The 22441-nt window shown below is 55.1% G+C and carries 18 protein-coding genes; 9 read left to right on the top strand and 9 right to left on the bottom strand.

Features of this window, described 5'->3' with window-relative positions; all coding sequences use genetic code 11:
- Positions 1 to 493: 493 nt before the first annotated feature.
- Both ACQYWX_RS07500 and ACQYWX_RS07495 read left to right on the top strand, forming a co-directional pair.
- Positions 494 to 1180, top strand: a complete 687-nt coding sequence (locus tag ACQYWX_RS07500; RefSeq protein ID WP_431688372.1) for a class I SAM-dependent methyltransferase — start codon at positions 494 to 496, stop codon at positions 1178 to 1180.
- A gap of 66 nt (positions 1181 to 1246) precedes the next feature.
- Positions 1247 to 2254 (top strand): DUF2156 domain-containing protein, encoded by a 1008-nt coding sequence (locus tag ACQYWX_RS07495; protein ID WP_431688371.1) that lies wholly within the window; start codon positions 1247 to 1249, stop codon positions 2252 to 2254.
- 59 nt (positions 2255 to 2313) lie between these two features.
- Here ACQYWX_RS07495 and murI read toward each other — a convergent pair whose 3' ends face one another.
- From murI to ACQYWX_RS07470, 5 genes are read right to left on the bottom strand one after another with little or no spacing between them, the layout of a single operon-like run.
- Positions 2314 to 3144 (bottom strand): glutamate racemase, encoded by an 831-nt coding sequence (murI, locus tag ACQYWX_RS07490; protein WP_431688370.1) that lies wholly within the window; start codon positions 3142 to 3144, stop codon positions 2314 to 2316.
- Between the two features lie 9 nt (positions 3145 to 3153).
- The gene (nudC, locus tag ACQYWX_RS07485; RefSeq protein WP_431688369.1) at positions 3154 to 3963 is read right to left on the bottom strand and encodes an NAD(+) diphosphatase; all 810 of its coding nucleotides are present in this window, start codon (positions 3961 to 3963) and stop codon (positions 3154 to 3156) included.
- A gap of 30 nt (positions 3964 to 3993) precedes the next feature.
- The gene (locus tag ACQYWX_RS07480) at positions 3994 to 5940 is read right to left on the bottom strand and encodes a Gldg family protein (protein WP_431688368.1); all 1947 of its coding nucleotides are present in this window, start codon (positions 5938 to 5940) and stop codon (positions 3994 to 3996) included.
- A 9-nt stretch (positions 5941 to 5949) separates the two neighbouring features.
- Positions 5950 to 6684 (bottom strand): ABC transporter permease, encoded by a 735-nt coding sequence (locus ACQYWX_RS07475; RefSeq protein ID WP_216734875.1) that lies wholly within the window; start codon positions 6682 to 6684, stop codon positions 5950 to 5952.
- The gene (locus ACQYWX_RS07470; protein ID WP_431688367.1) at positions 6681 to 7601 is read right to left on the bottom strand and encodes an ABC transporter ATP-binding protein; all 921 of its coding nucleotides are present in this window, start codon (positions 7599 to 7601) and stop codon (positions 6681 to 6683) included. The genes ACQYWX_RS07475 and ACQYWX_RS07470 overlap by 4 nt, the downstream gene beginning before the upstream one ends.
- Before the next feature lie 361 nt (positions 7602 to 7962).
- Here ACQYWX_RS07470 and plsB point away from each other — a divergent pair, with 361 nt between their 5' ends.
- Both plsB and ACQYWX_RS07460 read left to right on the top strand, forming a co-directional pair.
- Complete coding sequence (plsB, locus tag ACQYWX_RS07465; protein WP_431688366.1) at positions 7963 to 10440, top strand: glycerol-3-phosphate 1-O-acyltransferase PlsB; 2478 nt, start codon at positions 7963 to 7965, stop codon at positions 10438 to 10440.
- Positions 10441 to 10722: 282 nt separating this feature from the next.
- Positions 10723 to 11394: a response regulator gene (locus tag ACQYWX_RS07460; RefSeq protein ID WP_216734878.1), complete on the top strand. Its 672-nt coding sequence runs from the start codon at positions 10723 to 10725 to the stop codon at positions 11392 to 11394.
- Positions 11395 to 11400: 6 nt separating this feature from the next.
- Here the strand turns inward: ACQYWX_RS07460 and ACQYWX_RS07455 are convergent, their stop codons facing one another.
- The 3 genes from ACQYWX_RS07455 to ptsP form a co-directional block, all read right to left on the bottom strand.
- Positions 11401 to 13179, bottom strand: coding sequence for an ATP-binding protein (locus ACQYWX_RS07455; protein ID WP_431688365.1), 1779 nt, complete (start codon positions 13177 to 13179; stop codon positions 11401 to 11403).
- 55 nt (positions 13180 to 13234) lie between these two features.
- Positions 13235 to 13438, bottom strand: a complete 204-nt coding sequence (locus tag ACQYWX_RS07450) for a hypothetical protein (protein WP_216734880.1) — start codon at positions 13436 to 13438, stop codon at positions 13235 to 13237.
- A 277-nt stretch (positions 13439 to 13715) separates the two neighbouring features.
- Complete coding sequence (gene ptsP / locus ACQYWX_RS07445; RefSeq protein ID WP_216734881.1) at positions 13716 to 16001, bottom strand: phosphoenolpyruvate--protein phosphotransferase; 2286 nt, start codon at positions 15999 to 16001, stop codon at positions 13716 to 13718.
- A gap of 254 nt (positions 16002 to 16255) precedes the next feature.
- Here ptsP and ACQYWX_RS07440 point away from each other — a divergent pair, with 254 nt between their 5' ends.
- Positions 16256 to 16957: an SOS response-associated peptidase gene (locus ACQYWX_RS07440; protein ID WP_431688364.1), complete on the top strand. Its 702-nt coding sequence runs from the start codon at positions 16256 to 16258 to the stop codon at positions 16955 to 16957.
- A gap of 22 nt (positions 16958 to 16979) precedes the next feature.
- Here the strand turns inward: ACQYWX_RS07440 and ACQYWX_RS07435 are convergent, their stop codons facing one another.
- A complete protein-coding gene (locus ACQYWX_RS07435; protein WP_431688363.1) occupies positions 16980 to 18170 on the bottom strand; it encodes a hypothetical protein in 1191 nt (396 codons plus the stop codon).
- A gap of 297 nt (positions 18171 to 18467) precedes the next feature.
- On the opposite strand from ACQYWX_RS07435, the gene ACQYWX_RS07430 reads away from it, so the two are divergent.
- From ACQYWX_RS07430 to ACQYWX_RS07415, 4 genes are all read left to right on the top strand, one after another.
- Complete coding sequence (locus ACQYWX_RS07430) at positions 18468 to 18899, top strand: GFA family protein (RefSeq protein ID WP_216734883.1); 432 nt, start codon at positions 18468 to 18470, stop codon at positions 18897 to 18899.
- Positions 18900 to 19074: 175 nt separating this feature from the next.
- A complete protein-coding gene (locus ACQYWX_RS07425) occupies positions 19075 to 19491 on the top strand; it encodes a hypothetical protein (protein ID WP_431688361.1) in 417 nt (138 codons plus the stop codon).
- A 12-nt stretch (positions 19492 to 19503) separates the two neighbouring features.
- Positions 19504 to 20532 carry a hypothetical protein gene (locus ACQYWX_RS07420; protein WP_216734885.1) on the top strand — a complete coding sequence of 343 codons (1029 nt, stop codon included), beginning with the start codon at positions 19504 to 19506 and terminating at the stop codon, positions 20530 to 20532.
- A gap of 225 nt (positions 20533 to 20757) precedes the next feature.
- Positions 20758 to 22386: a hypothetical protein gene (locus tag ACQYWX_RS07415; RefSeq protein WP_431688360.1), complete on the top strand. Its 1629-nt coding sequence runs from the start codon at positions 20758 to 20760 to the stop codon at positions 22384 to 22386.
- The last annotated feature ends 55 nt before the right edge of the window (positions 22387 to 22441 follow it).

Genomic DNA, 22441 nt, shown 5'->3' with positions numbered 1-22441 from the left:
TGCTTAAAACTTACCGTCTGGGCTGTTCGGTTGGCGGACATATGCGCAGAGACCGTCGTCAGTGAAAACCGCTTCCGCGAGTCGACGACATCGGAAACAAAAGACTGCATCATTCCCTGACTCAATCATCTGCAAATAGGATTGTTCGCACCGCTGGTTCGACTCCCAAGCCGCTGACCTTCATCTGCGCCTTCAAACCAATACGGGCGTGGCTATGTTAAGCCCTCGCCGGTAAATATTAAACAAGTTAATTAGAGCACTTACTCTTAAATGCAATACGCCAAAAGTCGCACCCGCTTAGATGCATGTGAACTTGCGCACAACCCTCGTTAACATTGTCTTACAATCCAAATTAACCATTTGAATTTTTATGGTTTTCGCCCTCATTTCGTTAAATCGAGCAAGGTAAAAGTGAGGCCTGACGCACAGTCTTGTTACGATAAGTTAATTTAGTATTCCCCCATAACAATAACTAACAAGGGCGAAACACAACATGACCACCAACGCAGTTGGCGTAAAGAACGCCAGGGATAAATATCGTCTCATCGGTCCGGTCTACGACTTCCTCAGCGCGCTGTACAGCGGCAAATCCATCCATCAATGCAAAATCGGCATGGTCACGCCAGACAATGTAAAACCTGGCGACAAGATCCTGTTCGCGGGCGTCGGTCATGGCAAAGACGCTATCCACGCCGCGGAGCTGGGCGCGGATGTCACGGTCGTTGACCTGTCCGCCACCATGCTCAGCAAGTTTCAGGATGGGCTGAACGCATCCGGCAAGCAGCACCTGAAAATCCGTCAGGTCCACAGCGACATTTTCAAATTTAACGAGGTGGAGCACTACGACATGGTGGTCGCCAACTTTTTCCTCAATGTCTTCAGTGAGAGCATGATGGAAGAAGTGTTGCGCCACTTGATTGAGCTGGCCAAACCAGGCGCCGCAATTGTGGTCGGAGACTTCGCCTTTCCTACCGGCAATATCGTATCCCGCGTATTCAAACAGGCCTACTGGTATGTCGCGGTGTCTTTGTTCTGGCTGATGGCGAATAACGCCATGCACAACATCTACAACTATCCCGAGTATATGGAGAGACAAGGGCTGGATATCCGCAGCAAAAAGTTCTTCAAGCTCCTGAACATGAATTGTTACTGGTCCGTACTCGGACGCAAACAAGCCTGACCCGGTTGTAAGGGTTACAAACCCCGACGCCGGAAAAATACAAAATAACAACGAAGGAGTCAGGAAATGAGCAACCAGGCGATAGCGCTGGACTCGCTCAGCGAGTTAGGCGCAGGCAACTTTACTTTCTCTGAACGCGTTAATTACCTCAAAGAGTTCGGTTCCCATTCGCAGGCGTTCTCCACTCTGCAGCCGGATATGCAGTATTTCGATATCCGCGGCGTGGGCTACATCGCCTACATGCGCAAGTGGGGACGGATATTCGTGTTGTCCGATCCGGTCTGCGCGCCGCATAACTTCGAGCTGATGCTGACCCGTTTCCACAATCGTTATCCCCACGCCAATCACGTTCAGGTGACCAAGACGGTAGTGGATATTCTGCATCGTCGCTTCGGTATGTATGGCACTCAGTTTGGCTCCGAATCGCGCATTGCGTTGAAAGACTGGAGCTTGAGCGGCAAGAAGAAACAGGTGCTGCGCACGGCGCTGAACCAGGCGGAAAAACAAGGCGTCACAGTAAGGGAACGCTTCAGCGACGACCACACTCGGGAGATTTCCGAAGCCTGGATCAAGACCCGCAAGTGCAAGAGTAATGAAATCCGCTTTCTGATTCGTCCGATGGAGATGAACTACAAGGAGAATGAGCGCCATTTTTATGCGTATCAAAACGGCGAGGCAGTGGGCTTTATCTATTTCGATCCCATCTATTACAAGAATGAGATCATCAGCTACGTGCCCAACATTTCCCGCGCCAGCGCCAATTTCAAACAGGGGCTTTTTTACACCATCATGGCCCACGCCATGGACGTGTTTAAACAGGAAGGCGTTCCTTATCTGGATTTGGGCTTGATTCCGTTGATGCTATCTGCTGATGACGAGGTTCAGGAAGCCAAATTACTGAAAAAGATGCTGCGACTCGTCTACGCCAAAGGCAACTTTCTCTATAACTTCAAAGGGCTGGAGTTCACTAAAACCCGCTTTCGCGGAGAGGTGGAGAAAACTTATTGCTGCCACCACAAGGCGACGCCGTTGTTGGAGTTTTTCTGCATGTTCAAATTGACCCGGCTGTTCTAAGCCCGGTCGACTTCGCTTCGTTGACGCATGGATCGCGTCGTCCTGACTCAGCCAATCTTTTACAACACAATCTGTTCTGCGGAAGAAAAGCCTAACGCTGTCGCGCCCCGCTCCCAGTCGCGGTCCTGTTTAGCGCCGGAATAAAACGCCCGATGGCTCGTCGACTCTATGCTTCTCATCCCCGCTCCATCATCGCTCTGTTGCCCTTGAAGAAGGTAAGCGACCCGGCGCGCAATGGCCTCGCCGGAGTCCACCCAGTTGATGTCCGGCGCCAATTGGCAAAGAAACGGCTTCAACAAAGGAAAGTGAGTGCAGCCAAGCACCACCTGATCCGCCTCCGCATCCAGAAACGGCTGGATGACTGCGCGCAGTCGCGTCATGTCCGGACTGTGTCCGCGAACCCAGTCCTCTCCCCACTGCACCAAGTCCGGCGCGCCGACTTTAATGACCTGACAATGGCTGGCGAAGTCCCGAATCAGTTCGTCGGTATACGCACGGCGTACGGTTCCCTGGGTCGCCAGCAAGCCGATGACCTGCTTCTTAGTGTGCGTCGCCGCCGTCTTGATCGCCGGCACCACGCCAACCACAGGCTGCTCGAAGCGGGCGCGCAAATGATCCAATACGACCGTGCTGGCGGTATTGCAGGCGACGACAATCAACTGTGCGGGATAGCGTTCGCTGATCTGCTCCACAATATGACGCACGCGGGTTTCTATCTCCTGCTCGCTTTTATCGCCATAGGGATAAAAGCCGAAGTCAGCGAGATACAGGGTGGGCAGCCAGGGCGTGTGGCGACGAATATGGCTCCAAATAGAAAGACCACCGCTGCCGGAGTCGATAATCAACGCCGGCGCGATTGCCCCTGTCGTCTCATGCGCGTTCGCCGTCATCTCAGGCGATCACCGGAACTTGGCCACATAGGCGTCGATCAGGCGACCGGCAATGGTTTTCATCGGCGAAACCGCAGGCAATTGATCAACTTTGAACCAGGCGGCTTCTTTCAATTCCGTCGTGTCGATATTGAGATCGCCGGACACATAACGGGCGTGATACCCCAGCATCAGCTGATGAGGAAATGGCCAGGCCTGGGAGGTGACGTACTCGATATCGGACACCAATACCCCCGACTCCTCCATCACTTCTCTGACCACCGCTTCTTCCGCACTCTCTCCCGCCTCAATGAAACCCGCCAGACAACTGAATGTAGGCAGTTTGCTGAAAGAGCGATGAGACCGCGCCAGCAGAATTTCATCGCCACGGTGCACCACCACGATGACACAGGGAGACACCTTAGGATAGGAAATGTAGCCGCAACCATGACAGCGCAGGCCACGGTCTTTTTCGTTGAAGCTCAGGCGTTCCCCGCAGCGACTGCAGAAATTCTGGGTGCGCAGCCAGTAGAGCAATTGCGAGGCCGCGTTAATCACCCGGAAGTCTTCAATGTCCGCGCAGCCAAGCAGATAATCCCGCAAACCCACTTCCGTCCATCCAGCCGGCGTCGTCTTGAGACTGCCGACACTGCAGCTGACGCCGTCGACTTCTCCCAACAGAAACACCGGGCCTTCCGGGTTATCGACTTCTTCCGCATCCCAGGGTTGAGCATCCGGCGCGGGCAGCAATAGCTTGTCTTCGTGAAAATAAATATGGCGACGGGCGCCGCTTTCCAGACCGCTCACCAGCGCAGGATGATAACTAAACGAAACCGCCACCGCCTGTCTCCTTCAACTTCCGATATTTTATTAAACGCTTTTTTTGACGCCGCGTCTGCGCCACAACATCACGATCAACGCGAGAACCGTCAACGCCAGCGGCGCCATCAGGATATTGACCAGCTTCAATTGCCGTCCGAGATCATCAATATCTCGATCCAGGTTATGTTGCACATCCCGTAGCGCCTTGCGAATACGCAGTTTCTCCTCCTGGAAGTCCTGCAGCGCCTTTTCCTGTTCCGGCGTCAACAATACGCCGCTACCGACTTCGTCGCCGCCCTGCCGCGCCTGTTGCAACTCCGCCAGTTGTTCTTCCGTTTCCGAGAGACGATCCTGCAGTTCACGCTGTTGATCCGCGAACTTCTCCTCTGCAGTGCGGCGCAACTCATCCACTTTCTCAAATGGACGGGTAAAACGCCCCCGCGAGCGGATATTGATCAAACTGGGGTTGCCGGCCAAATAATCCAGCGCATTCACCACCAGGTCGCCATTGTTCGCCCAGGGGCTGGCGATGCGCTGCCCAAAAAACTCCTGCACCTGCACCCAGAGACGATCCGTCAGGATGTCCGTGTCAGCGATGACGACCACATTAATGTTATCGCTTTGGGTAACGCCTGGAGCGACATGCCGGGTCACAGTTTTCGGCTCGGCAGGGGCGGCGCCTTCACCCTCAGCGGCGTCTTTCGCCGGATCATCCTGCGCCGCTTCGTCTTTTACTTCTTCAGTAACGTCGATACCGTCAGGAAACGCCGTCTTGGCGGGCCCTTCCAGCCGCGCGGCCATGGCGTACTGTTCGCCGGTGGCTTTGAATTTTTCGAATAGTGACTCAGGGTTCTGCATATTGGCGAACGCGCTTTCTTCAATAGGCGCGGACTCGTCGCTGGAAGTCAGCAAAGGCTTGAAGCTGGTGGTCGCGCCTTCGACTTTCTCCAGTATCCCTGGCGTGGAGACGTTAATGCTCTCCAGGCCCGCCAGCATAATGTCGCTCTGAGTCATGCTGTCTTCCGCCAGGCCCAATAACGCCAAGTGACGCACCGGCGTTCGCGCCTGACCGACGCCAACCACCATGCTGTTTTTAAAGTCAGCCAGCACCGCGTTTTCTTTCAGACTGACGCCCCAGGCTTTCAGTAATGAATCCAACTGACTGCGACGAGGCATATTCGCCGCCATCATCGGCATGCCGGGTTGATCCTGCTCCGCATTGGGATCGACGAACACCAAAGCGCGACCGCCCTTCAACACAAACTGATCGATAGCCAGCTGCGCCTGCCGGGACAAGTCTTTGGGGTGCACGATCATGAGAACGTCCACATCCTCATCGACTGCGTCGAAGTCCTCGGGCATCCAGCGCACGTCAAACAGGTCTTCAATCTGTTGCATGACAATCCAGGCCGGCTGCTGGGATTGCTGGTACATATCAAAGCCGCCGTTGATCTGCAGACTGGAAATGACGCCAACAACCGGCGGTTGCGCGCGATCCAGGTTGTAGATCAGTTTGCTCAGTTCATACTCAAGAAACTGCTCTTTGTTAGGCTGGAAGAATGCAATGATTTCTTCTTTGTCGCCGGCCTTACCCACCAGTCCGAAAAAGACATTATCGCCCGCCACGCCGACGGGAATCGCCTGCAGGCCAGCGGCGGTGGCTTCATCTTCTTCTTCTGAGAAAGGAACCGGATCGACTTTCTTCAGGGTGATTTTGCCACCGCTGAGTTGCTCGAATTCTTCCAGCAGCTCCTGCACCCGACGCGCATAAGCGCGCAACGCCGGCAGATCCTTGGAGGCGCCTTCGGAGTAGTACACTGTCAATTCGATGTCTTTGGACAACCCGCCCAGAATGGAGCGCGCGCCATCAGACAACGTGTAAAGACTGTTTTCAGTAAGGTCCCAGCGGAACCCGCTCATGCCCCGCTGCACCGCCAGATTGAACAGCGCCAGGGCGGCGATCACAACGATTACGACAAAACCCGCTCGCTTCATGACGTCTCCTTAGTTTGATGCCGTACGCTTGACCAGATGCGCCGTCGCCCAGACGCCCAGCACAATAATCGAGCCGAAATAGAGCACGTCGCGCAGATCGATGACGCCTCGGGATATGGCTTCGAAATGACGGAAGAAACTGAGGTCCGCCACTAGGTCCAATACGCCATTCGGCGCCCAGGCGGAGAAGAAATCCTGCACCATGGGGAAGCCGGAGGCCACCAACAGGAAACACACCACCAGCGTAAGAATAAAGGCGATCACCTGATTTTTAGTGGCGGCGGAGAACATCGAGCCCAACGCCAGAAATCCGCCCGCCATAAACCAGCTGCCGATATAGCCAGCCAGAATAGCGCCATTATCCGGGTCTCCCAGATAGTTGACGGTAAACCAGAAGGGGGTGGTCAGCGCCAGCGCGCCAGCCAGATACACCCAGGCCGCCATGAATTTACCCAGCACCCATACGAAGGGCGGCACAGGCAAGGTCAGCAGCAATTCAATGGTGCCCGTGCTGCGTTCCTCCGCCCATAAGCGCATGGTCAACGCCGGCACCAGCACCACGAACAGCCAGGGAATATAGTTGAAAAACGCTTCCAGATCCGCCTGTCCGCGTTCAAAAAAATGTCCCAGGTAAAAGGTGAATATGCCGCTGAGCACCAGGAAGATGACAGTAAACAAGTACGCCAATGAGGTTGAAACGTAACTCAGCAGCTCACGTTTGAAAACAATGCCTACGCCGTTCATGCCGCCTCCATGGTCAAGCGACGGAATACGTCATCCAGTCTGCCGCGTTCTACGTGAAGCTCCTCCACGTCCCAGTTGCGGGAGTGAATAAGCTGGTTCACGGCATGCAACGGCGCTTTATCCGGGGCCGCGAAAAGAAGATAGCTCGCATCGTCCACCTGCTCTACGCCCCCCACTTCCGGCAACGCCTCCAGGGACGGCAGCGCCTCATAGGCCTGGGAGAAACGCAGGAATATCGCCTTGTGGAAACGGGACTGCGTGGCCAGTTCGGCCGGCGTGCTGTTGGCGACGATACGGCCCTTGGAAATGATCACCACGCGAGAGCACAGCGCATCGACCTCTTCCAGTATGTGTGTGGAGATCACCACGATCTTGTCTTTGGACAGATTCTGAATCAGTTTGCGCACTTCGTGCTTCTGGTTGGGGTCCAGTCCATCCGTGGGCTCGTCCAGAATCAGCACCTGCGGATCATGAATCAGCGCCTGCGCCAGTCCGACGCGACGCTTGAAGCCCTTGGACAGCGTTTCAATCGGTTGTTGCATGACATGCTGAAGGGAAACTTGGGCGACCACCTGCTCCATGCGCTGCTTCAGTTGCGCCCCGCGCAGTCCGCGCACCCGTCCGACGAAACCCAGAAAGGCCGCCACCGTCATCTCGCCATATAAAGGCGCGCCTTCCGGCAGATAGCCCATGATCTTTTGCGCCTGTTGCGGCGACTGCGCCACATCAATCCCCATCACGCTGACGGAACCGCCGCTGGGCTGCACATAACCGGTGATCATACGCATGGTAGTGGTTTTGCCGGCTCCGTTAGGACCTAAAAAGCCTAAAACTTCGCCAGGAGCAACATCAAAAGAAATGCCGGATACGGCCTGAATATCGCCGTATTTCTTTTCCAGATTCTGAATTTTTATCATTGAAGGGTCTCGCGTTCGCTATATAAAGGAACGAGCGCCAAAGAGGCGGCGCATAAGTTGTTTAAAACACACCTTGCAACATTCCATTCGCCAATAATCCAGTCCTCACAACAGATTGAAGTTAAATGAAATGTTTGAAAGTTAAGCCGCAACAGGAGGACGCAAAGAAAAAGAAGAATAAGGAGTCACATCCCGCTTTGCAAGATTCCCATTTCGCTTCTACATTACATTGCAGAAAGTTTGCGCAAACCCAATCCTCGCGGAATATAGCCGCTGAAAATCAAGCATTTCCGAGCTTTGCCTGTCTATGGCGGAGCCGTTAAACTAGCGGGCACTTCGCCAGGGCTAAACGGTATTTTACATGCTCGGAATCACTTCTTTTTTCTTTAACCTGCTCCGCAAAATTTTATTTTTATGGGTCAGGACGGATGTTATCGGCAACGACGCCAAGCAGTTGGGACTGGACCCGGAAAAACCCGTCGTCTACGTTCTGCAGCACAGTTCGCTCAGCAGTCGTCTGGTGCTGGAGCAGGAGTGCCGCCTCGCCGGCCTGCCCTCCTCCCAGGCGCCCCTGACCTTGCGGGACGCGGTTCTGTCGCGCAGCCACTTCTTTTTATATGAAAAGCGCGGGCAGATGTTTCGACGTCGCCATACGCCGATTATCACTGAGCGGCTGAAGCAGTTGGTGAGCGCCGCGCAAAAAGACCCGGGACTGGACGTGCAGATCGTGCCGGTCTCTCTGTTCTGGGGCCGCACGCCGGAGAAAGAGCGCTCCCTGTTCAAACTGATGCTGGCGGACACATGGTCCATCGCCGGCCGCTTGCGCCAGTTCCTGACCATCATGATTCACGGGCGCAATACCTTCATTCAGTTCAGCAAGCCGATTTCCCTGCGCTATATCGTCGACGACACCCAGGACCCGCAACGCGCCAACCGCAAACTGGCGCGTCTGCTGCGCGTACACTTCCGCCGCATGCGGCAGGCGGTGGTCGGTCCTGACCTGTCTCACCGTCGCACCCTGGTGTCCACGCTGATTCGCAGTCCAGCCGTCAAGGACGCGATTCGAGAAACCGCCAAGAAAGAAAATATCCCCCCTCAGAAAGCCAAAGAGCGGGCGCGGAAATATGCGGACGAAATCGCCTCCAACGTATCCATTGCTGCAGTGCGCTTTCTCGATATCATTCTGACCTGGGTCTGGAACAAGATTTATAACGGGGTCAACATCAACAACATTGACGCCGTGAAAGAGGCCGCCAAGTCCAGCGCGGTGGTCTATGTGCCCTGTCATCGCAGTCACATCGACTACTTATTGCTCTCTTACGTGCTGTACCGCAATGGTTTGATGGTGCCCCATATCGCCGCTGGCATTAACCTGAACATGCCTGTAGTGGGACCGATTCTGCGTCGGGGCGGAGCCTTCTTCATGCGTCGCAGCTTCAAGAACAACAAGCTGTACACCGCCGTATTCAATGAATACATGCACTCCATGTTCACCCGCGGCCATCCGGTGGAGTATTTCGTGGAAGGCGGCCGCAGCCGCACCGGGCGTACTTTACAGCCGAAAGCGGGCATGTTGATGATGACCGTGCGCAGCTATCTGCGTAACTACAAAAAACCGATCACCTTTGTGCCGGTGTATATCGGCTACGAGAAAATCCTGGAAGCGCGCTCTTATCTCGGCGAGCTGCGCGGCAAGAAGAAAAAAGACGAAAACATCTTCGGCCTGTTCAAATCCCTGCGTAACCTGCGCAACTCCTTCGGACGCGTCAGCGTTAACTTCGGCGAGCCCTTCGCGTTGTCCGACGTGCTCGACAAAGTACAGCCGCACTGGCGCGATCAGGCCTACGATCAGGAAGCGCGTCCCAAGTGGATGCCACACATGATCGACGAGCTGGCGGAAATGGTGGCCACCCGCATCAATAACGCAGCGGCGCTCAACCCCATTAACATCGTCGCCACCCTGTTGCTGGCCACGCCCAAGCAGGCGATGGATGAAAAAATGCTGGCGGATCATTGCGACGCAGTGGTCTCGTTACTGCGCATGCATCCTTACAGTAATGAAATGAGTTTCCCGGAAGGCTGCGGCGCGGACTGGGTCAAATACACCGAAAGCATGGGGCTGGCGCTGCGTCAGCATCAAAAGCTGGGCGACATCATCAGCCTGGAAGGCTCCAGCGCTATTTTGCTGACCTACTACCGCAACAATATTCTGCACTTCCTGGCGCTGCCCGCGCTGGTCGCCAGTTTATTCCAGAACAACAGCACCATGGACCGCACCAAGCTGGTGTGGCTGGTGAGTTCGATCTACCCCTACATCAAGTCAGAGCTGTTCCTGCGCTGGCACAAGGACGATGTGGACCCGGAAATCGAGCGCTGGATCGAGACGTTGTGCGAAAGCAACCTGCTGCTGAAGGACAAGGACAACCTGTACCGTCCGATGGCCGGCTCCCGGGAATTCGTTCTGCTCAACGCGCTGGCGAAAACCATCATCCCGACTCTGGAGCGTTACTACATCTCCATCGCTATTCTGCGTCGTCACGGCAAAGGCGCGATCACCGCCAATGCGCTGGAGGAACAGAGCACGTCCATGGCGGAGCGCATGTCCATCCTGTATGGCCTCAACGCGCCGGAGTTCTTCGATAAAGCCTTGTTCCGCAACTTCATCAACAACCTGAAAAGCAATGAGATCATTCAGGTAGATGAAGAAGGACATATCGTTTACGACGAAGATCTCGACAATATCGCGGAAGACGCGCGTTTGGTGCTGAATGCGGAGCTGCGTCAGAGCATCCTGCAAGTCGCTATCGAAACACAGCCCACGCAGGCCCCCGCCGCCTGACGGCATCCCGCCATCCCGGGGCGCGTCTGATTGCGTCCCGGGATTGTTCTTCTATCTCCAGGCTCCTGCTGTCTCCTGTTTTCTACTGTCTCCCATCTAATCGCCCCCTCTGCCTCGCCCTCATTTAGCGCCTCACAGATAGACGCGCTTAAATGCAATCCTTCCGCATCCCATTCTGTTCCCAAAAACTAGCAATCGTTCACTGTTCAGCGTTTCTATCGGCGTATAATTTTTGGTTTATAACAAAAAGAAACGGCGCCGAACGGCGCAGGGAGAGTCAACGTGAGCATAAGCGCCTCTTCAGCGGTTTTTGTACCGAATCATTTACGGGTATTGGTGGTTGACGATCACCAGCTCGTTATCGACGGCCTGCGTGTCGCCCTCACCGCCCAACAGGTTCCCATTGATCTGGTGAACGCCTTCAACTGTCAGGCGGCGCAGACCTTGCTGGATACCGATCAAAGTTTTGACCTGATACTACTGGATCTTTCTTTGCCCGACGGCCGCGGATTCAAGTTTCTCCGCTACTTGACGTGCAAGCGCATTTATATCCCCGTGGCCATTCTGTCCGCCTCCGAAGATATCGAAGATGTGGAGTTGTCTCTGCGCAGCGGAGCCATCGGGTTTATCAGTAAATCCTCCAGCGCCATGGAGATCAATCTGGCGATTCGCCAGATTCTTAATGGCAAACAGTACGTCCCCGACTTCTACACCCATCGCAATCAGGCGCCAGTTCAGGACAGCCAGCTACGGCTGGACTCCATCACTCCCCGGCAAATGGAAGTGCTGCAACTGCTGGCCAAAGGGTTGCCAAACAAGAGAATCTGCTCGGAGCTGAGTCTGACGGAAGACACGGTGAAGTCACACTTGAAGGCGTTGTTCATGCACCTGAATGTGCACAACCGAACGGAGTGCGTCAGCGTGGCCACGCGACTGCATCTGGTGGACGCCTGACCAAGTTTATTCAGCGGCGCTCTCAACTACTGCGCGAGCGGACTCTCTGCTCAGGATCAGATATAAGCGCGCCGGGGTGACCGGTTTGGCGACGAAAATAATGCTGGGATAACGTCCGGCCTCCACCTGCAGCATTTCCACATCGGCGGAAATTATCACCGCGGGAATGTCGCGCCCGCTTTGGCGGCGCAACGACAGCACCACGTCCAGCCCGGAAATGGCGCCGCCCAAGCGATAATCCGACAGAATCATATCCGGCGTCTCGTCATGCAGTCTGCCCATCGCTGTTTTGGCGTCAGCGAACGCCGCCACCTGCACGCCCCAGGCGTCCAATAGCTGCCGCATGGCTTCCCGACTGGGTTGATCGTCTTCCACCAGCCACACAGACATGCCGCTCAGGGTGCGGGTTTCCGGATAGGCTTCCGGTTGCGGCGCCACCAGATTGGCGCGCCCGCACGCAATCGTGAAACTGAAATCCGCGCCGGCGCCTGGAGAAGACTTCACCGACAACGCGCCGCCCAGCAATCCCGCCAGTTGCCGCACTATCGCTAACCCCAGACCAATGCCCGTACGCGGTCTGCCTTCCTCATCGCCGCCCTGTTGAAACTCTTTAAATATGCGCTTGATGTCTCTGGAGGGAATGCCGACGCCATCGTCAACCACATGGATTTCAAGCACATTATTGAGCCGGCGGCAGTTCACCCGGATCGCTTTCGCGTCAGCGTGCTGCAGCGCATTCGTGATCAAGTTGCGCAGCATGCGCTCCAGCAAAATAGGATCGGAATAAGCGACCAGCTCCTCATCACAGTCCGTTTCAATACGCTCCGGACGGGCTGATGGGATGTCTATGGCGTCAAACTCCATCGCCACCCGACGCACCAGCTCATGCAGATAGAAGTGACGGGGGTTGGGTTTAACCACGCCCATGCTGAGCTGCGACATGTCCAGCAGCGACTTGAACAGATCGCTCAACTGACTGAGAGAGCGGCGCAACTTGCCGACAATAACCCCCTCTTCCGAATTACGATCCATCTTTGCGGACAGACTTTCCGCCAACATGCTCATGGCGTTCAGGGGCTGACGTAAGTCGTGGCTGGCCGCAGCCAGAAAACGGGTCTTGGATCGATTGGCGCGCTCCGCCCCACGCTGGGCGATTTTGACCAATTGCAGATTCAGAAACAGCGTCCGTTGCGCGTGCTCCTGAATATACGAACCCACGGCCCCGATCAAGTTGGCGCCGAACAGAAAAAAGGCGTTGAACCCCAGCGTCGTAGCGTCCATGCCGACATCCAGCTCCACCAACAGATAGGCGCCGTAGATCAAAGTGGATATCGCTGTGGCGACGTAGAAAGGAATCGCCATGAGAAAGTAGCCGTAGATCAGCACCAGGAACAGGCCGTCGTAGGGCACCATGACATTCTGCGAATGCGCAATCCAGATAATCGCCACCACACTCAGACCGCCCAGCGCATAGGTGCCGTTATAAAGCGGCATGAACCAGCGCCGGGGCCAGGAATGCATGCCCGCGTATAACGCCAGGGCGATAATCGGACACACCAGAAACAGGCGAATAGGAATGGTCCAGCTGGCGATCTGCTGAGGGAACAGATAATAGTCCAGCAAAGAATAGATGATGATGAACGCCAGCGCCGTCGCATGCACCAACGGCAAACGCGCCTGCACTCGCTGATTGTGGAACGCGCGATAAGCCTCCTCCACAGGAGGGGCGAACTTAAGCCACTTAAAACCGCGTTGTAATTCTTGTTGTATCAGTTTTTCGTCCATGGGCTTTAGATATATACATCAGCCTCCTAACAAGCAAGCTTTGCTTTCACGCTATCTAATCCATGTCACGTATTTGTTGCGGGCCTTGTCCCGCCTGCGCGTCATACAGCGCTGGCGGCGCATTAGGGGTGATTCCAGACAGCAATCCGGGGCGATTGAATTCAAGCTCCATAGAACGATGCATCCATAACCAAATAGCCATCGCCAGCATAATAAAACAAAGCGCCAACGTGGCCCGATATAGAGTCTTGCGCAACATGCTTTTCTACTATGTCTTACATGATGGAAGTGTTTGAGGAAATTGTCGCCGCCGCAGCGGCTACCGCAGTCCGTTAACGCTTCAGCGTCGCTGCGTTCTATCTGCGTTTTCCGCAAAGCGCAAACTAAAACCGCAACGGACTTCGGGAATTATGCAAGGAAGGGAGTGTCTTGAAATCACCTGTTTGGGTGAATAATACTTGGCGGAAAGCCCCTGGAACGAGGCCCTCCGCCATGGGGCTAAGGCGGGATGTCGCCTAGCGCCGGGTTTGACCGGGCTACTGCGACCCCGCACGAATCAATCCGCCCAGTCCATGCTGATCCAGCACTTCGTTCAGCATCGCGCGAATCTCTTTCTCATTGCGCATGCGCGAGGCTTTTTTCCACAGTTTCTCCGCCGTCTGATGCGAGACAGAGCGAATGACCCACTTGGTTTTCGGCAGGTTGTAAGCGGACAGGCTGAGCATCTCCACCCCCATACCCAACAGCAGCAATACCGCCGCAGGATCGGACGCCATTTCGCCGCACACGCTGACAGGAACGCCATGTTTCTTCGCCACTTTCACCACACGGCCAATGGAACGCAGCACCGCCGGGTTCAACCAGTCGTAGAGGTCAGACACTTTGGCGTTGTTACGGTCCACCGCCAACATGTACTGAGTGAAGTCGTTACTGCCGATGGAGAAGAAGTCCACCATCTGCGTCAGATCTTCCAAAAGCACCATGGCTGAGGGCACTTCAATCATCGCGCCGACTTGCGGCTCATCGACATCTACGCCGGCTTCTCTGAGCTGACCGATCGCCTCTCGCAGCAGGCTTCTGAAGCTTTCGATTTCATCCAGACGGCTGACCATCGGCAACAGGATTTTCAGGTTGCCGAGGTAACGCCCGGCTTTCAGCATGGCGCGAATCTGGCTGATGAAGATACCGGTGTTATCCAGCGTAAAGCGTATCCCCCGCCATCCCAGAAACGGGTTCTCTTCCGTAAAGCTGAAATAAGGCAGATTTTTATCGCCGCCGATATCCAGAGTGCGCATGTACACAGGTCTCGGCGCATAGGCTTCCAACACTTTGCGGTAGATCTGCACCTGTTCTTCTTCCGAGGGGAAGGACTCATGCACCATAAATGGTATTTCCGAGCGATACAGGCCCACGCCTTCCGCGCCGCGTAACAGTCCTGGCGAAATATCCGCCAGCAATCCTGTATTGGCGAACAGTTTGACGCGGAAGCCATCGGGGGTTTGCGCCGGCAGATCGCGCAGCTCGTCCAGCCCTTTGATCAACTTCTTCTCTTGCTTGGCCAGACGTTTGAATTCTTTGCGCAGGGCGTCCACCGGGTTGAACACCACCACGGCCCGGTAGCCGTCCACCACCGCTTCCGCATTTTCGATCAGTGCGGGTTTGATGTCGCCGATCCCCATGACGGCGGGAATCCCCAGCGCATTCGCCAATATGGCGATGTGCGACAAGGAGGAGCCGCTGGTGCACACCAGCCCCGCCAGATATTCCGGCGGAAACTGGGCGACATCAGTAATGCTGAGGTTGTTTCCGACGATAATAGTGGGTTCGCTGACGGCAATGACGTCAGGACTGTCGACGCCACGCAGATTGGCGTAAATGCGATTGCCGATATGACGGATATCGTCCGCTTTGGCGCGCAAATAGGCGTCATCCATTTTCTCAAATACACGGGCGTGCGCTTCAACGGTTTTGCGCAAAGCGGAAGAGGCGCATAATCCAGAGTGGATGTGATTGACGGTTTCGGTAGTCAGTTCCTGATCTTCCAGGATCATGCGATACACACCAAACAGCGCCAGCACATCTTTTGGCAGCGTGCCCGCCATACGCTCGCCACTGGCGTTCAGTTCCTCTTTCGCCAGCTCCAAAGCCTTGCTGAAACGGGCGATTTCCAGCTCCGCATCTTTGCCTTCCCGGTCCGGCGCCGACGCCAGATCATGGCCTTTGCCGATCCAGTGCACGCGTCCAATCGCCATTCCCGCGGCGCCTTTGACGCCACGGAATTTCAGATTCGCCTTGAACTTATCACGGCAGACTTCGCGATCAAACACGCCGTCCTGCTGCACCCATTGGCTCAATGGGCCGGCCAATTGGGCGGCGATCGTCACGACGAAGGCTTCCTGCTCATCGCTGAAGTAGGCGGCTTCTTTCTTTTGCACCGCGATCACGCCGATATTCTTGCGGAAGTTGATAATCGGCGCGCCCAGAAAAGCTGAGAAGCGTTCTTCGCGGGTTTCCGGGAAGTATTTGAAGTTAGGGTGCTTTTCCGCGCTGTCCACGTTCATCAATGACTGATGCTGCGCGATATAACCGACCAGCCCCTGCCCGACGGGCAGACGCACGCGTCCCACGGATTCAGGGTCCAACCCCCGAGTCGCCATCAACACCAATTCCTGGGAGGTTTCATCCAACAAATAAATACTGCATACATCCGCCCGCATGGCGGACTGCACACGGTCGACAATCAGTTCAGACAGGTCTTTGGCGGCGTGTAAATCAGCAGCCTCCTGAAATATTTCCCTAAGAATTTTTAATGGCTCAAGCATGGCAATACTCTGGAGAATCAAGCTACGGCAAACTTAACTAGCTCACCAGTGGTAAACAGGCAGGGATAACTATAAGCGCCAGCCCGTCATATTACCAAGAGGGAATTTCCACTGTTTTCGCATATTTGACATAAATCGGCTTATATCCTGCATGTTGTTTGTTACGATCACGTCATCTCCATCCAGACTTACGCAATCATCACAGAATTACAGTCTACACTTGCCATAGGCTCCGCCATTACGCCGAGGCTGCTATGTGTGGAAGATTCAACGTCACCGACTCCCCTGTCGTGATCGCCCTGATGGACTCGCTCGGATTCGACACCACCGGATTGAAGTCGCATTTTTACCAGGATGATTTGTTCAATATCGCCCCCACGGAAGAAGTGATGGTGGCGGTGCAGGAAGAGATGAAGAATTTTTTCAGGGGCATGCGCTGGTGGCTGACCCCAAGCTGGGCGCCGGAGCCAACCGCCAAGTACAACATGTTCAACGCCAAAGCGGAGACCATTGAAACCAGCAAGGCCTTCAAAACTTCATTCCAGCGCCGCCGCGCCATTATTCCCGCCAGCGGCTTTATCGAGTGGAAGCTGGAAAACGGCGTCAAACAGCCTTATTACATCAAGCCAGAGTCTGGGCGCTGCTTTTTCGGCGGCATTTGGGATATCTGGAGCAAAGGCGACGCTTATCTCGAATCCTGCGCCATCATCACCACCGAGGCCTCCCCCTCTTTACAGGCATTACACCACCGCATGCCCGTGCTACTGACGCCAGACCAATTTAACGCCTGGCTGAATGCCAACACGCCATTAGTTGATATCCGCCCGATGCTGGCGCCGCGGGAACTGACTAACTGGGTGTATTATCCGTTGAGTACGGCGGTTAATAACGTTAGAAACAAGTCTCGCCAGGCAGTGGAACCCACTGACTCGCCCAAGCCGCTAGCGGATAAATAACCAGACCTTTCCCTCTCTACCTTCACGTCTGCTGATAGTTTGTCGCCGAGATACGGCAGCCTGGGCAGAGAAAGGCGTAGTAGGTTCCCTCTCCAAACTCAGTCACCTCCGCCATGTTCAACTGACCAATGAACGTCATGACTTCGTGACATTCGGGACAGTCAGGATAGGCCGCGCGTTGTTCCCAGGTGGGCATACCGCCGATCTGCGAGAATGTTGTGGGGACGAAGGGAACGGCGGCGAAGCGGGCTTTCCTCGGCTGGTAGGACAGCTTCCAATTGAGCGTGGCGAGCGGTTCCACTATCTCAGAGTAGTCAGGAGAATAGATTGACTTTTTGCTGTGCGACGACCAAACAGGCTCTCCCTCCTGGTCATGATGCATGTAGATCTCCTCAGCAAAACAGGCGCAAAGCAGGCAGGTCGACAGGATCAAGCGGTTTCCCCGCCAAGGGAAAAGCGCCAACCTCGGGTCTTGAAGATTGAGATCAAATAAACGCGTGAGTTCGCCTTCGCACCAAGGGCAGATTGACGCATCAATACCGCCTACGCGAATGGCGTCGCTCGTTTCAGTATCGCTGGGCGCTAGCGCGTAGCAGGCATCCAAATAGAGTTTTCGCGACTGATGATGACAATCCAACGTCCAGCCCGCCTCAGCCATATAATTCATCACCGATACATTCAGACGCGACGCCCAATCCGGCGGCTGTTGCGTCCATTGCGCAATATAGGTCGCAACCCTTCTGTCCTCACTCCACGCAAGGGCTTCAAGAATACGGCCGTCCAGATCAGGGTCTGCTCCCAAGCGTTCTACCAAGAGATTGACCACCTCTTCGCTCGCGCCGTGAAATAGTATGGCTGGCTCATAACACTCGCTAGACAGGAGACATTTCTGCACGGCCGCCAGGTCCGCATCCGTGAACGCCGCCAGCGTCATGGCGATTTCTATTGCGCTATCGTCTTCATCGGTCTCAAGCTGCTCGGCGGCATATTCCGCCAAGCGTTGCGCTTCATCTCCCGTCAACGCCTGATAAACCTTATCGATAGCCCCTGGAAATGGGGTGTAAGTAATTAAGGGGTCCCCAGGCGCAGGGAGGTGATACGCCTTTATGATATCAATCCTGTCAGTCAGACCTGCGTAGGGGTCAATAACTTTGCTGTGTTTGCGTATGTACTCTCTCTTCGCTTCCCGCTCCTGCTCTAAGGCGCAGGGCATGCACAAACCACCTGTGCGCTCAGCGGTGCTGGGCAAGATCATATGGTCGCACGACAGGTTTTGACATTTCACACGCTCAGTCATGACTGGGACTCTCATTGCGGTTGATAAAGAAAAAGGAGTTGCGGCTCGCTTTTGTTCTTCACGGCGGAAAATTGTAATCTGGCCGCCGGCTCCTGACACAATGCTGTCAGTAGCAGACAGGTAGTATTGTCGTGTCGAGATTAAAGCTGTGACGAAACCAAAGCCGTTGCGAAACATACGATAAAACCAAGTAAAAAGTCAGAGGGATACTACATGAGCGAAAGCAAGACTATCGCCGGGCCATTAACCGGCCAATGCCTGTGTGGCGCAGTGAAAGTGGCCGCAAAGAACGTCAATCCTGAATACCATGCCTGCCACTGCGGCATGTGCCGGCGCTGGAATGGCGGACCTTCCATGGCGATCTCCGCACAGGAAGCCGTATTCGAAGGCGAAGACAGCATCACCGCTTACGATTCATCGGAATGGGCGCAGCGGGCGTTCTGCAAACATTGCGGAACCAACCTGTACTACCACCTGAAGCCAACAGGCGAAAAATATCTCTGGAGTGGTCTGTTCGATGATCAGTCGCAGTTCAAAATGGCGGGCGAGATTTATATCGACCACAAACCCGCGGGCTATGCCTTCGTCGGGGATCATCCAAGAATGACGGAAGACGAGTTCTTGAAGTCCATTGGCATGAAATAGCCGCCCTTCGCGCACGATGGCCGCCTGTTTTCATCGTGCGCTCAATGCCTCCTCAACGCCGAGCCCATGGGCTTCATCAAAAACTTGCCTAACCCTTCCCCGCCACGCTATGGTGGAGCGGCGAACGCTTTGCAAAGAGCTAAAGGACTGAACTCACATCACGAGCATAAAGCGTATGACTGCCCCGATCCGAGAAGAAACCAACGCCCTCGCCCTTGCAGACAAGGCGACTTTCCCCTTTCCGACGCCGGAAGGCCTCGTCTACGAAGCGCATTTCACCCGGGACCAGGACTATCTGGCCTTCTTCAGCGAAGACTGCCCCTACGAAGAAACGCTGCATATACAACACCTCGACGGTAGCGGTCAGGTGAAAGAAGAGGTCACGCTCTCCGCCGAATACACTGGGGGCGTATTTCAATTCATTGACGCACGCGCCAATCACATCGATTTCATCTTCTGGCCGGGCCTCAAGATCCGGGCGGAATGGTTGCTGGAGCCGCGCTTTATGTGGAAAGCCGAGGCGGTTCCTGGAGTTCAGCGCTCCGATAAGTTTTTCCGACGCACGCAGATAATCATTGCTAAAAGCGACTAAAAGGAACCTAGTATGCCGGACAATCAATCCAACAATAACAGCGCGCATGAAGCCATCAGGCAGTTTGAAATCCAGGCGGTCAATTTCGGGCAACGCTTTATTCAAGACAGCAACGTCCGCCGGATGTACATGGAGAAAACCAAAGCCTACGCGGAATCGTTGAAAGACCTCGTCAACAGTCGTCAGATGAGTCCCAGCGAAGCGGCGCAAGCCGCCAACCAGATGCGTAATGAAATCATGGAGTGGGCCAGAACCAAGTCCAGCGATATCGGACGCGCCAAAGCCCGCGCCCTCAAAGCGAAAGGCCTGGATTTAGATGTGCTGTGCGACAAGTACGCCAAGCGTCTGTTCAGCAAATCTTTCTCGCAACTGAGCAAAGCGGACCAAGATCACGTCTTTCTGCAGATTGTGGAAAGTTCCGGCAGAGCGAACCCCAAGGTTTCGGCGAAAGCCATTCGCCTGGGTAAAGCCGGTCGCGCCCTCTGGTTGTTAAGCGCCGGCATCGCCATCTACAACATCGCCTCCGCCGAGGACAAAGCCCGGGCGACAGGCAGAGAAGCAGCCAATCTGGGCGGAGGATTCGCCGGCGGCGCAGCGGGAGGCGCGGTAGCGGGATTATGGGCCGGCCCGGTGGGCGTCGCCATTGGCGCAGTTGTCGGCGGCGTTCTGGGTTCCATTGTTGCAGACGAAGCCTACATTGAAGTCGCCGCCTCCAACGATCCGTTCGTGAAAACCTTTCTGGACAAGCATACACAGATGTTCAACACCGACGAGGAAGCCATCGCCCGCGATCTGGTGGAAAAATGCAGCTACGAAATGGACAAAGTCTACAGCGTCTTCAAAGAACTGGACTGGGCGTATAACTCGGATGCGGACGACGTAGCGTTGCTTTACGTCAACCGAGTGCGCCGGTCGACGCCCATCATCAAAAGCAGCCTGAAAGCGCATACGCCACTGCGCAACTTGCTAACGGCGATATTGGAAGACGGCTGGACCACCTCCAACGAGCGAGACGCCATCCGTTACGTGCAACAACTATAGCCGCCCACCTTTTCCCTTCAAGCAGGCCGACCGCCTCTTTGCGGTCGGCCGCATAACTAAACGATAAGCGCCTTTCTAAACCCTCAGCCTAAACCAAAGCTTAGTCGTTGCGCATACAAAACAGTCTATCACTTCCCTTATAATCGAACTCTGATCTCATCGCTGTAATCACGTTTGCAACCCCACTCAGGACTGGCGACTCACCTAAAAAAGGAAGGAGTGATTATGTCGAAGCCCTCGCCCACGGAACCACATTCGTTTCTCTCTGGATCAAAAACCATCAAATTGTTCGCCACCGTCGTCTCTATCCTCGCCGGCGTTGTGACGATCATCTACAGCATCAGCCGCGACCCGACCGCCAGTCAGCACAACAGCGGCGACAATAACGTCATGGTCGGCGGCAATGTAGGAGGAGATATCAGCATCCGCCAGGAGGACTCACCTTCCTATCGTGTCGACATCATAGGCGAAAAAATGATCAAGCCCGGCGAAAAAGTCTTGGTGAAACTGGACGCAGAGCGCCGACAGCATCTGAGCGGCATGACCTGCCACTGGCAGGTGCTCGGCAAAGAAGGCGCTGTGTTGAAGCAGGCGCCGGATAACTGCCAGATGGAGCTGACCCTTGTATCAATCAGTGAAGCGACCGACTTCAGTCGGGTCAGCATTGTGGTGGAAGCCACCAGTTCCAGCGGTAAACGCTACAGCGCCGTTAACGAACTAATGATCAGGCCAGACCCGAATTCCAGCCAGTACATTGAGCAGCAGCAGGCGTCGCTGCGAGAAAATATGACCAAAATGTTCGACGAGGCCGGCGATACGGTGAACAGTGCGCAGACTGACGCCATGAAGTTTAAGGACAGGCTGCAACAGTTTCAGACCGACGTGCGCCGCAATGGGCTTGCCAGCAAACTGGAGCACAGGCCGGATAGAGTATTCGAATGTTCCCCTGGCGGCTGCAAGGTGGATGCGCGAGAACTCTGCGACGCCCAGGCGGCCGGGCTGGCTTTTGGCCCCACTCCGGGGGAGCGCTTATTTCAATCGTCGCTTAACTGTCGTGATGTGGAAGCGGGCGGCGCCAGCGAGCTTTGTCTCACACCGCCTTTTGACATAATCGGACTGCAACCCGGCTCCGAATTGTATGGCGATATCCTCTTTGCAGACGCTGCGCCTATTCCCTTCAATATCAAAGTCAGCTACAACGCAGACAGTTACGACCATCAAGACCCCAGCTGGACGCCGCTGCGCGCCCGAGGCGCAGACGCCGCCAAAGCGCCATTCGCCGCGCTTAAATTCGAAGCATATAGAAGATCGTTTCAGCTATTCCTGGGAGCGTCCGCCGCCCAGTGTTATGGCGCCAGGCCCAGTCTGGAGATCGCCTACGATTCCGATGGAAAAGGCTTCATCAATACCTCCCAGGGAGGACAGGCGCAAAATGTCTTTCCCATCGTTCCGCCCCAGGGCGACTCGATTAAAGTGCGAGTCAGCCATAACGGCGAATCCAGGGAGTTCAGCTACACCTTTGATCTGGAGCAGATCATACGTCAAACCGCCGCCAACCTGGGGCGCCCGCAATTGAATTGCCAGCGCAACGCCGACGTCATCGGCTGCGCCTTGCCAGACCATGACCCACTGGTGATTTGGGCGAACGTGCAAACAATTCGCTATAGCGCCAGCAGCGACCAGCTCGAAAACAGCCTGCCCGTGAGCATTAACGGGAAACAGATCTTTGAGAAAAACCCGCGAAATATTCTCAGCGCATACCGATTTACCGTACCGGGCGACTGGAGCGACATATTTTACCAGCTGGAGTTCAAAGACGGCCGTTTAGGCAATGTGGAGCGGATTCCGCTGTAAGTTGCAGCACCAGAACTAAAAGTAGCGACTTAATTTAAGAGAAAACGGCTGATCA

Source organism: Hahella sp. NBU794 (assembly GCF_050749805.1).
Taxonomy (GTDB): Bacteria; Pseudomonadota; Gammaproteobacteria; order Pseudomonadales; family Oleiphilaceae; genus Hahella.
The sequence above is the reverse complement of the archived record's forward strand: the minus strand, read 5'-3'. Positions and strand labels throughout refer to the sequence as shown.

Coding starts and splice junctions, on each gene's coding strand:
- ACQYWX_RS07430 (WP_216734883.1), top strand. CDS start 18,468: ATGAGCGAAAGCAAGACTATCGCCGGGCCATTAACCGGCCAATGCCTG.
- ACQYWX_RS07440 (WP_431688364.1), top strand. CDS start 16,256: ATGTGTGGAAGATTCAACGTCACCGACTCCCCTGTCGTGATCGCCCTG.
- ACQYWX_RS07475 (WP_216734875.1), bottom strand. CDS start 6,684: ATGAACGGCGTAGGCATTGTTTTCAAACGTGAGCTGCTGAGTTACGTT.
- ACQYWX_RS07450 (WP_216734880.1), bottom strand. CDS start 13,438: ATGTTGCGCAAGACTCTATATCGGGCCACGTTGGCGCTTTGTTTTATT.
- ACQYWX_RS07480 (WP_431688368.1), bottom strand. CDS start 5,940: ATGAAGCGAGCGGGTTTTGTCGTAATCGTTGTGATCGCCGCCCTGGCG.
- ACQYWX_RS07425 (WP_431688361.1), top strand. CDS start 19,075: ATGACTGCCCCGATCCGAGAAGAAACCAACGCCCTCGCCCTTGCAGAC.
- ptsP (WP_216734881.1), bottom strand. CDS start 16,001: ATGCTTGAGCCATTAAAAATTCTTAGGGAAATATTTCAGGAGGCTGCT.
- ACQYWX_RS07415 (WP_431688360.1), top strand. CDS start 20,758: ATGTCGAAGCCCTCGCCCACGGAACCACATTCGTTTCTCTCTGGATCA.
- ACQYWX_RS07455 (WP_431688365.1), bottom strand. CDS start 13,179: ATGGACGAAAAACTGATACAACAAGAATTACAACGCGGTTTTAAGTGG.
- plsB (WP_431688366.1), top strand. CDS start 7,963: ATGCTCGGAATCACTTCTTTTTTCTTTAACCTGCTCCGCAAAATTTTA.
- ACQYWX_RS07470 (WP_431688367.1), bottom strand. CDS start 7,601: ATGATAAAAATTCAGAATCTGGAAAAGAAATACGGCGATATTCAGGCC.
- murI (WP_431688370.1), bottom strand. CDS start 3,144: ATGACGGCGAACGCGCATGAGACGACAGGGGCAATCGCGCCGGCGTTG.
- ACQYWX_RS07500 (WP_431688372.1), top strand. CDS start 494: ATGACCACCAACGCAGTTGGCGTAAAGAACGCCAGGGATAAATATCGT.
- ACQYWX_RS07495 (WP_431688371.1), top strand. CDS start 1,247: ATGAGCAACCAGGCGATAGCGCTGGACTCGCTCAGCGAGTTAGGCGCA.
- ACQYWX_RS07420 (WP_216734885.1), top strand. CDS start 19,504: ATGCCGGACAATCAATCCAACAATAACAGCGCGCATGAAGCCATCAGG.
- ACQYWX_RS07435 (WP_431688363.1), bottom strand. CDS start 18,170: ATGCCCTGCGCCTTAGAGCAGGAGCGGGAAGCGAAGAGAGAGTACATA.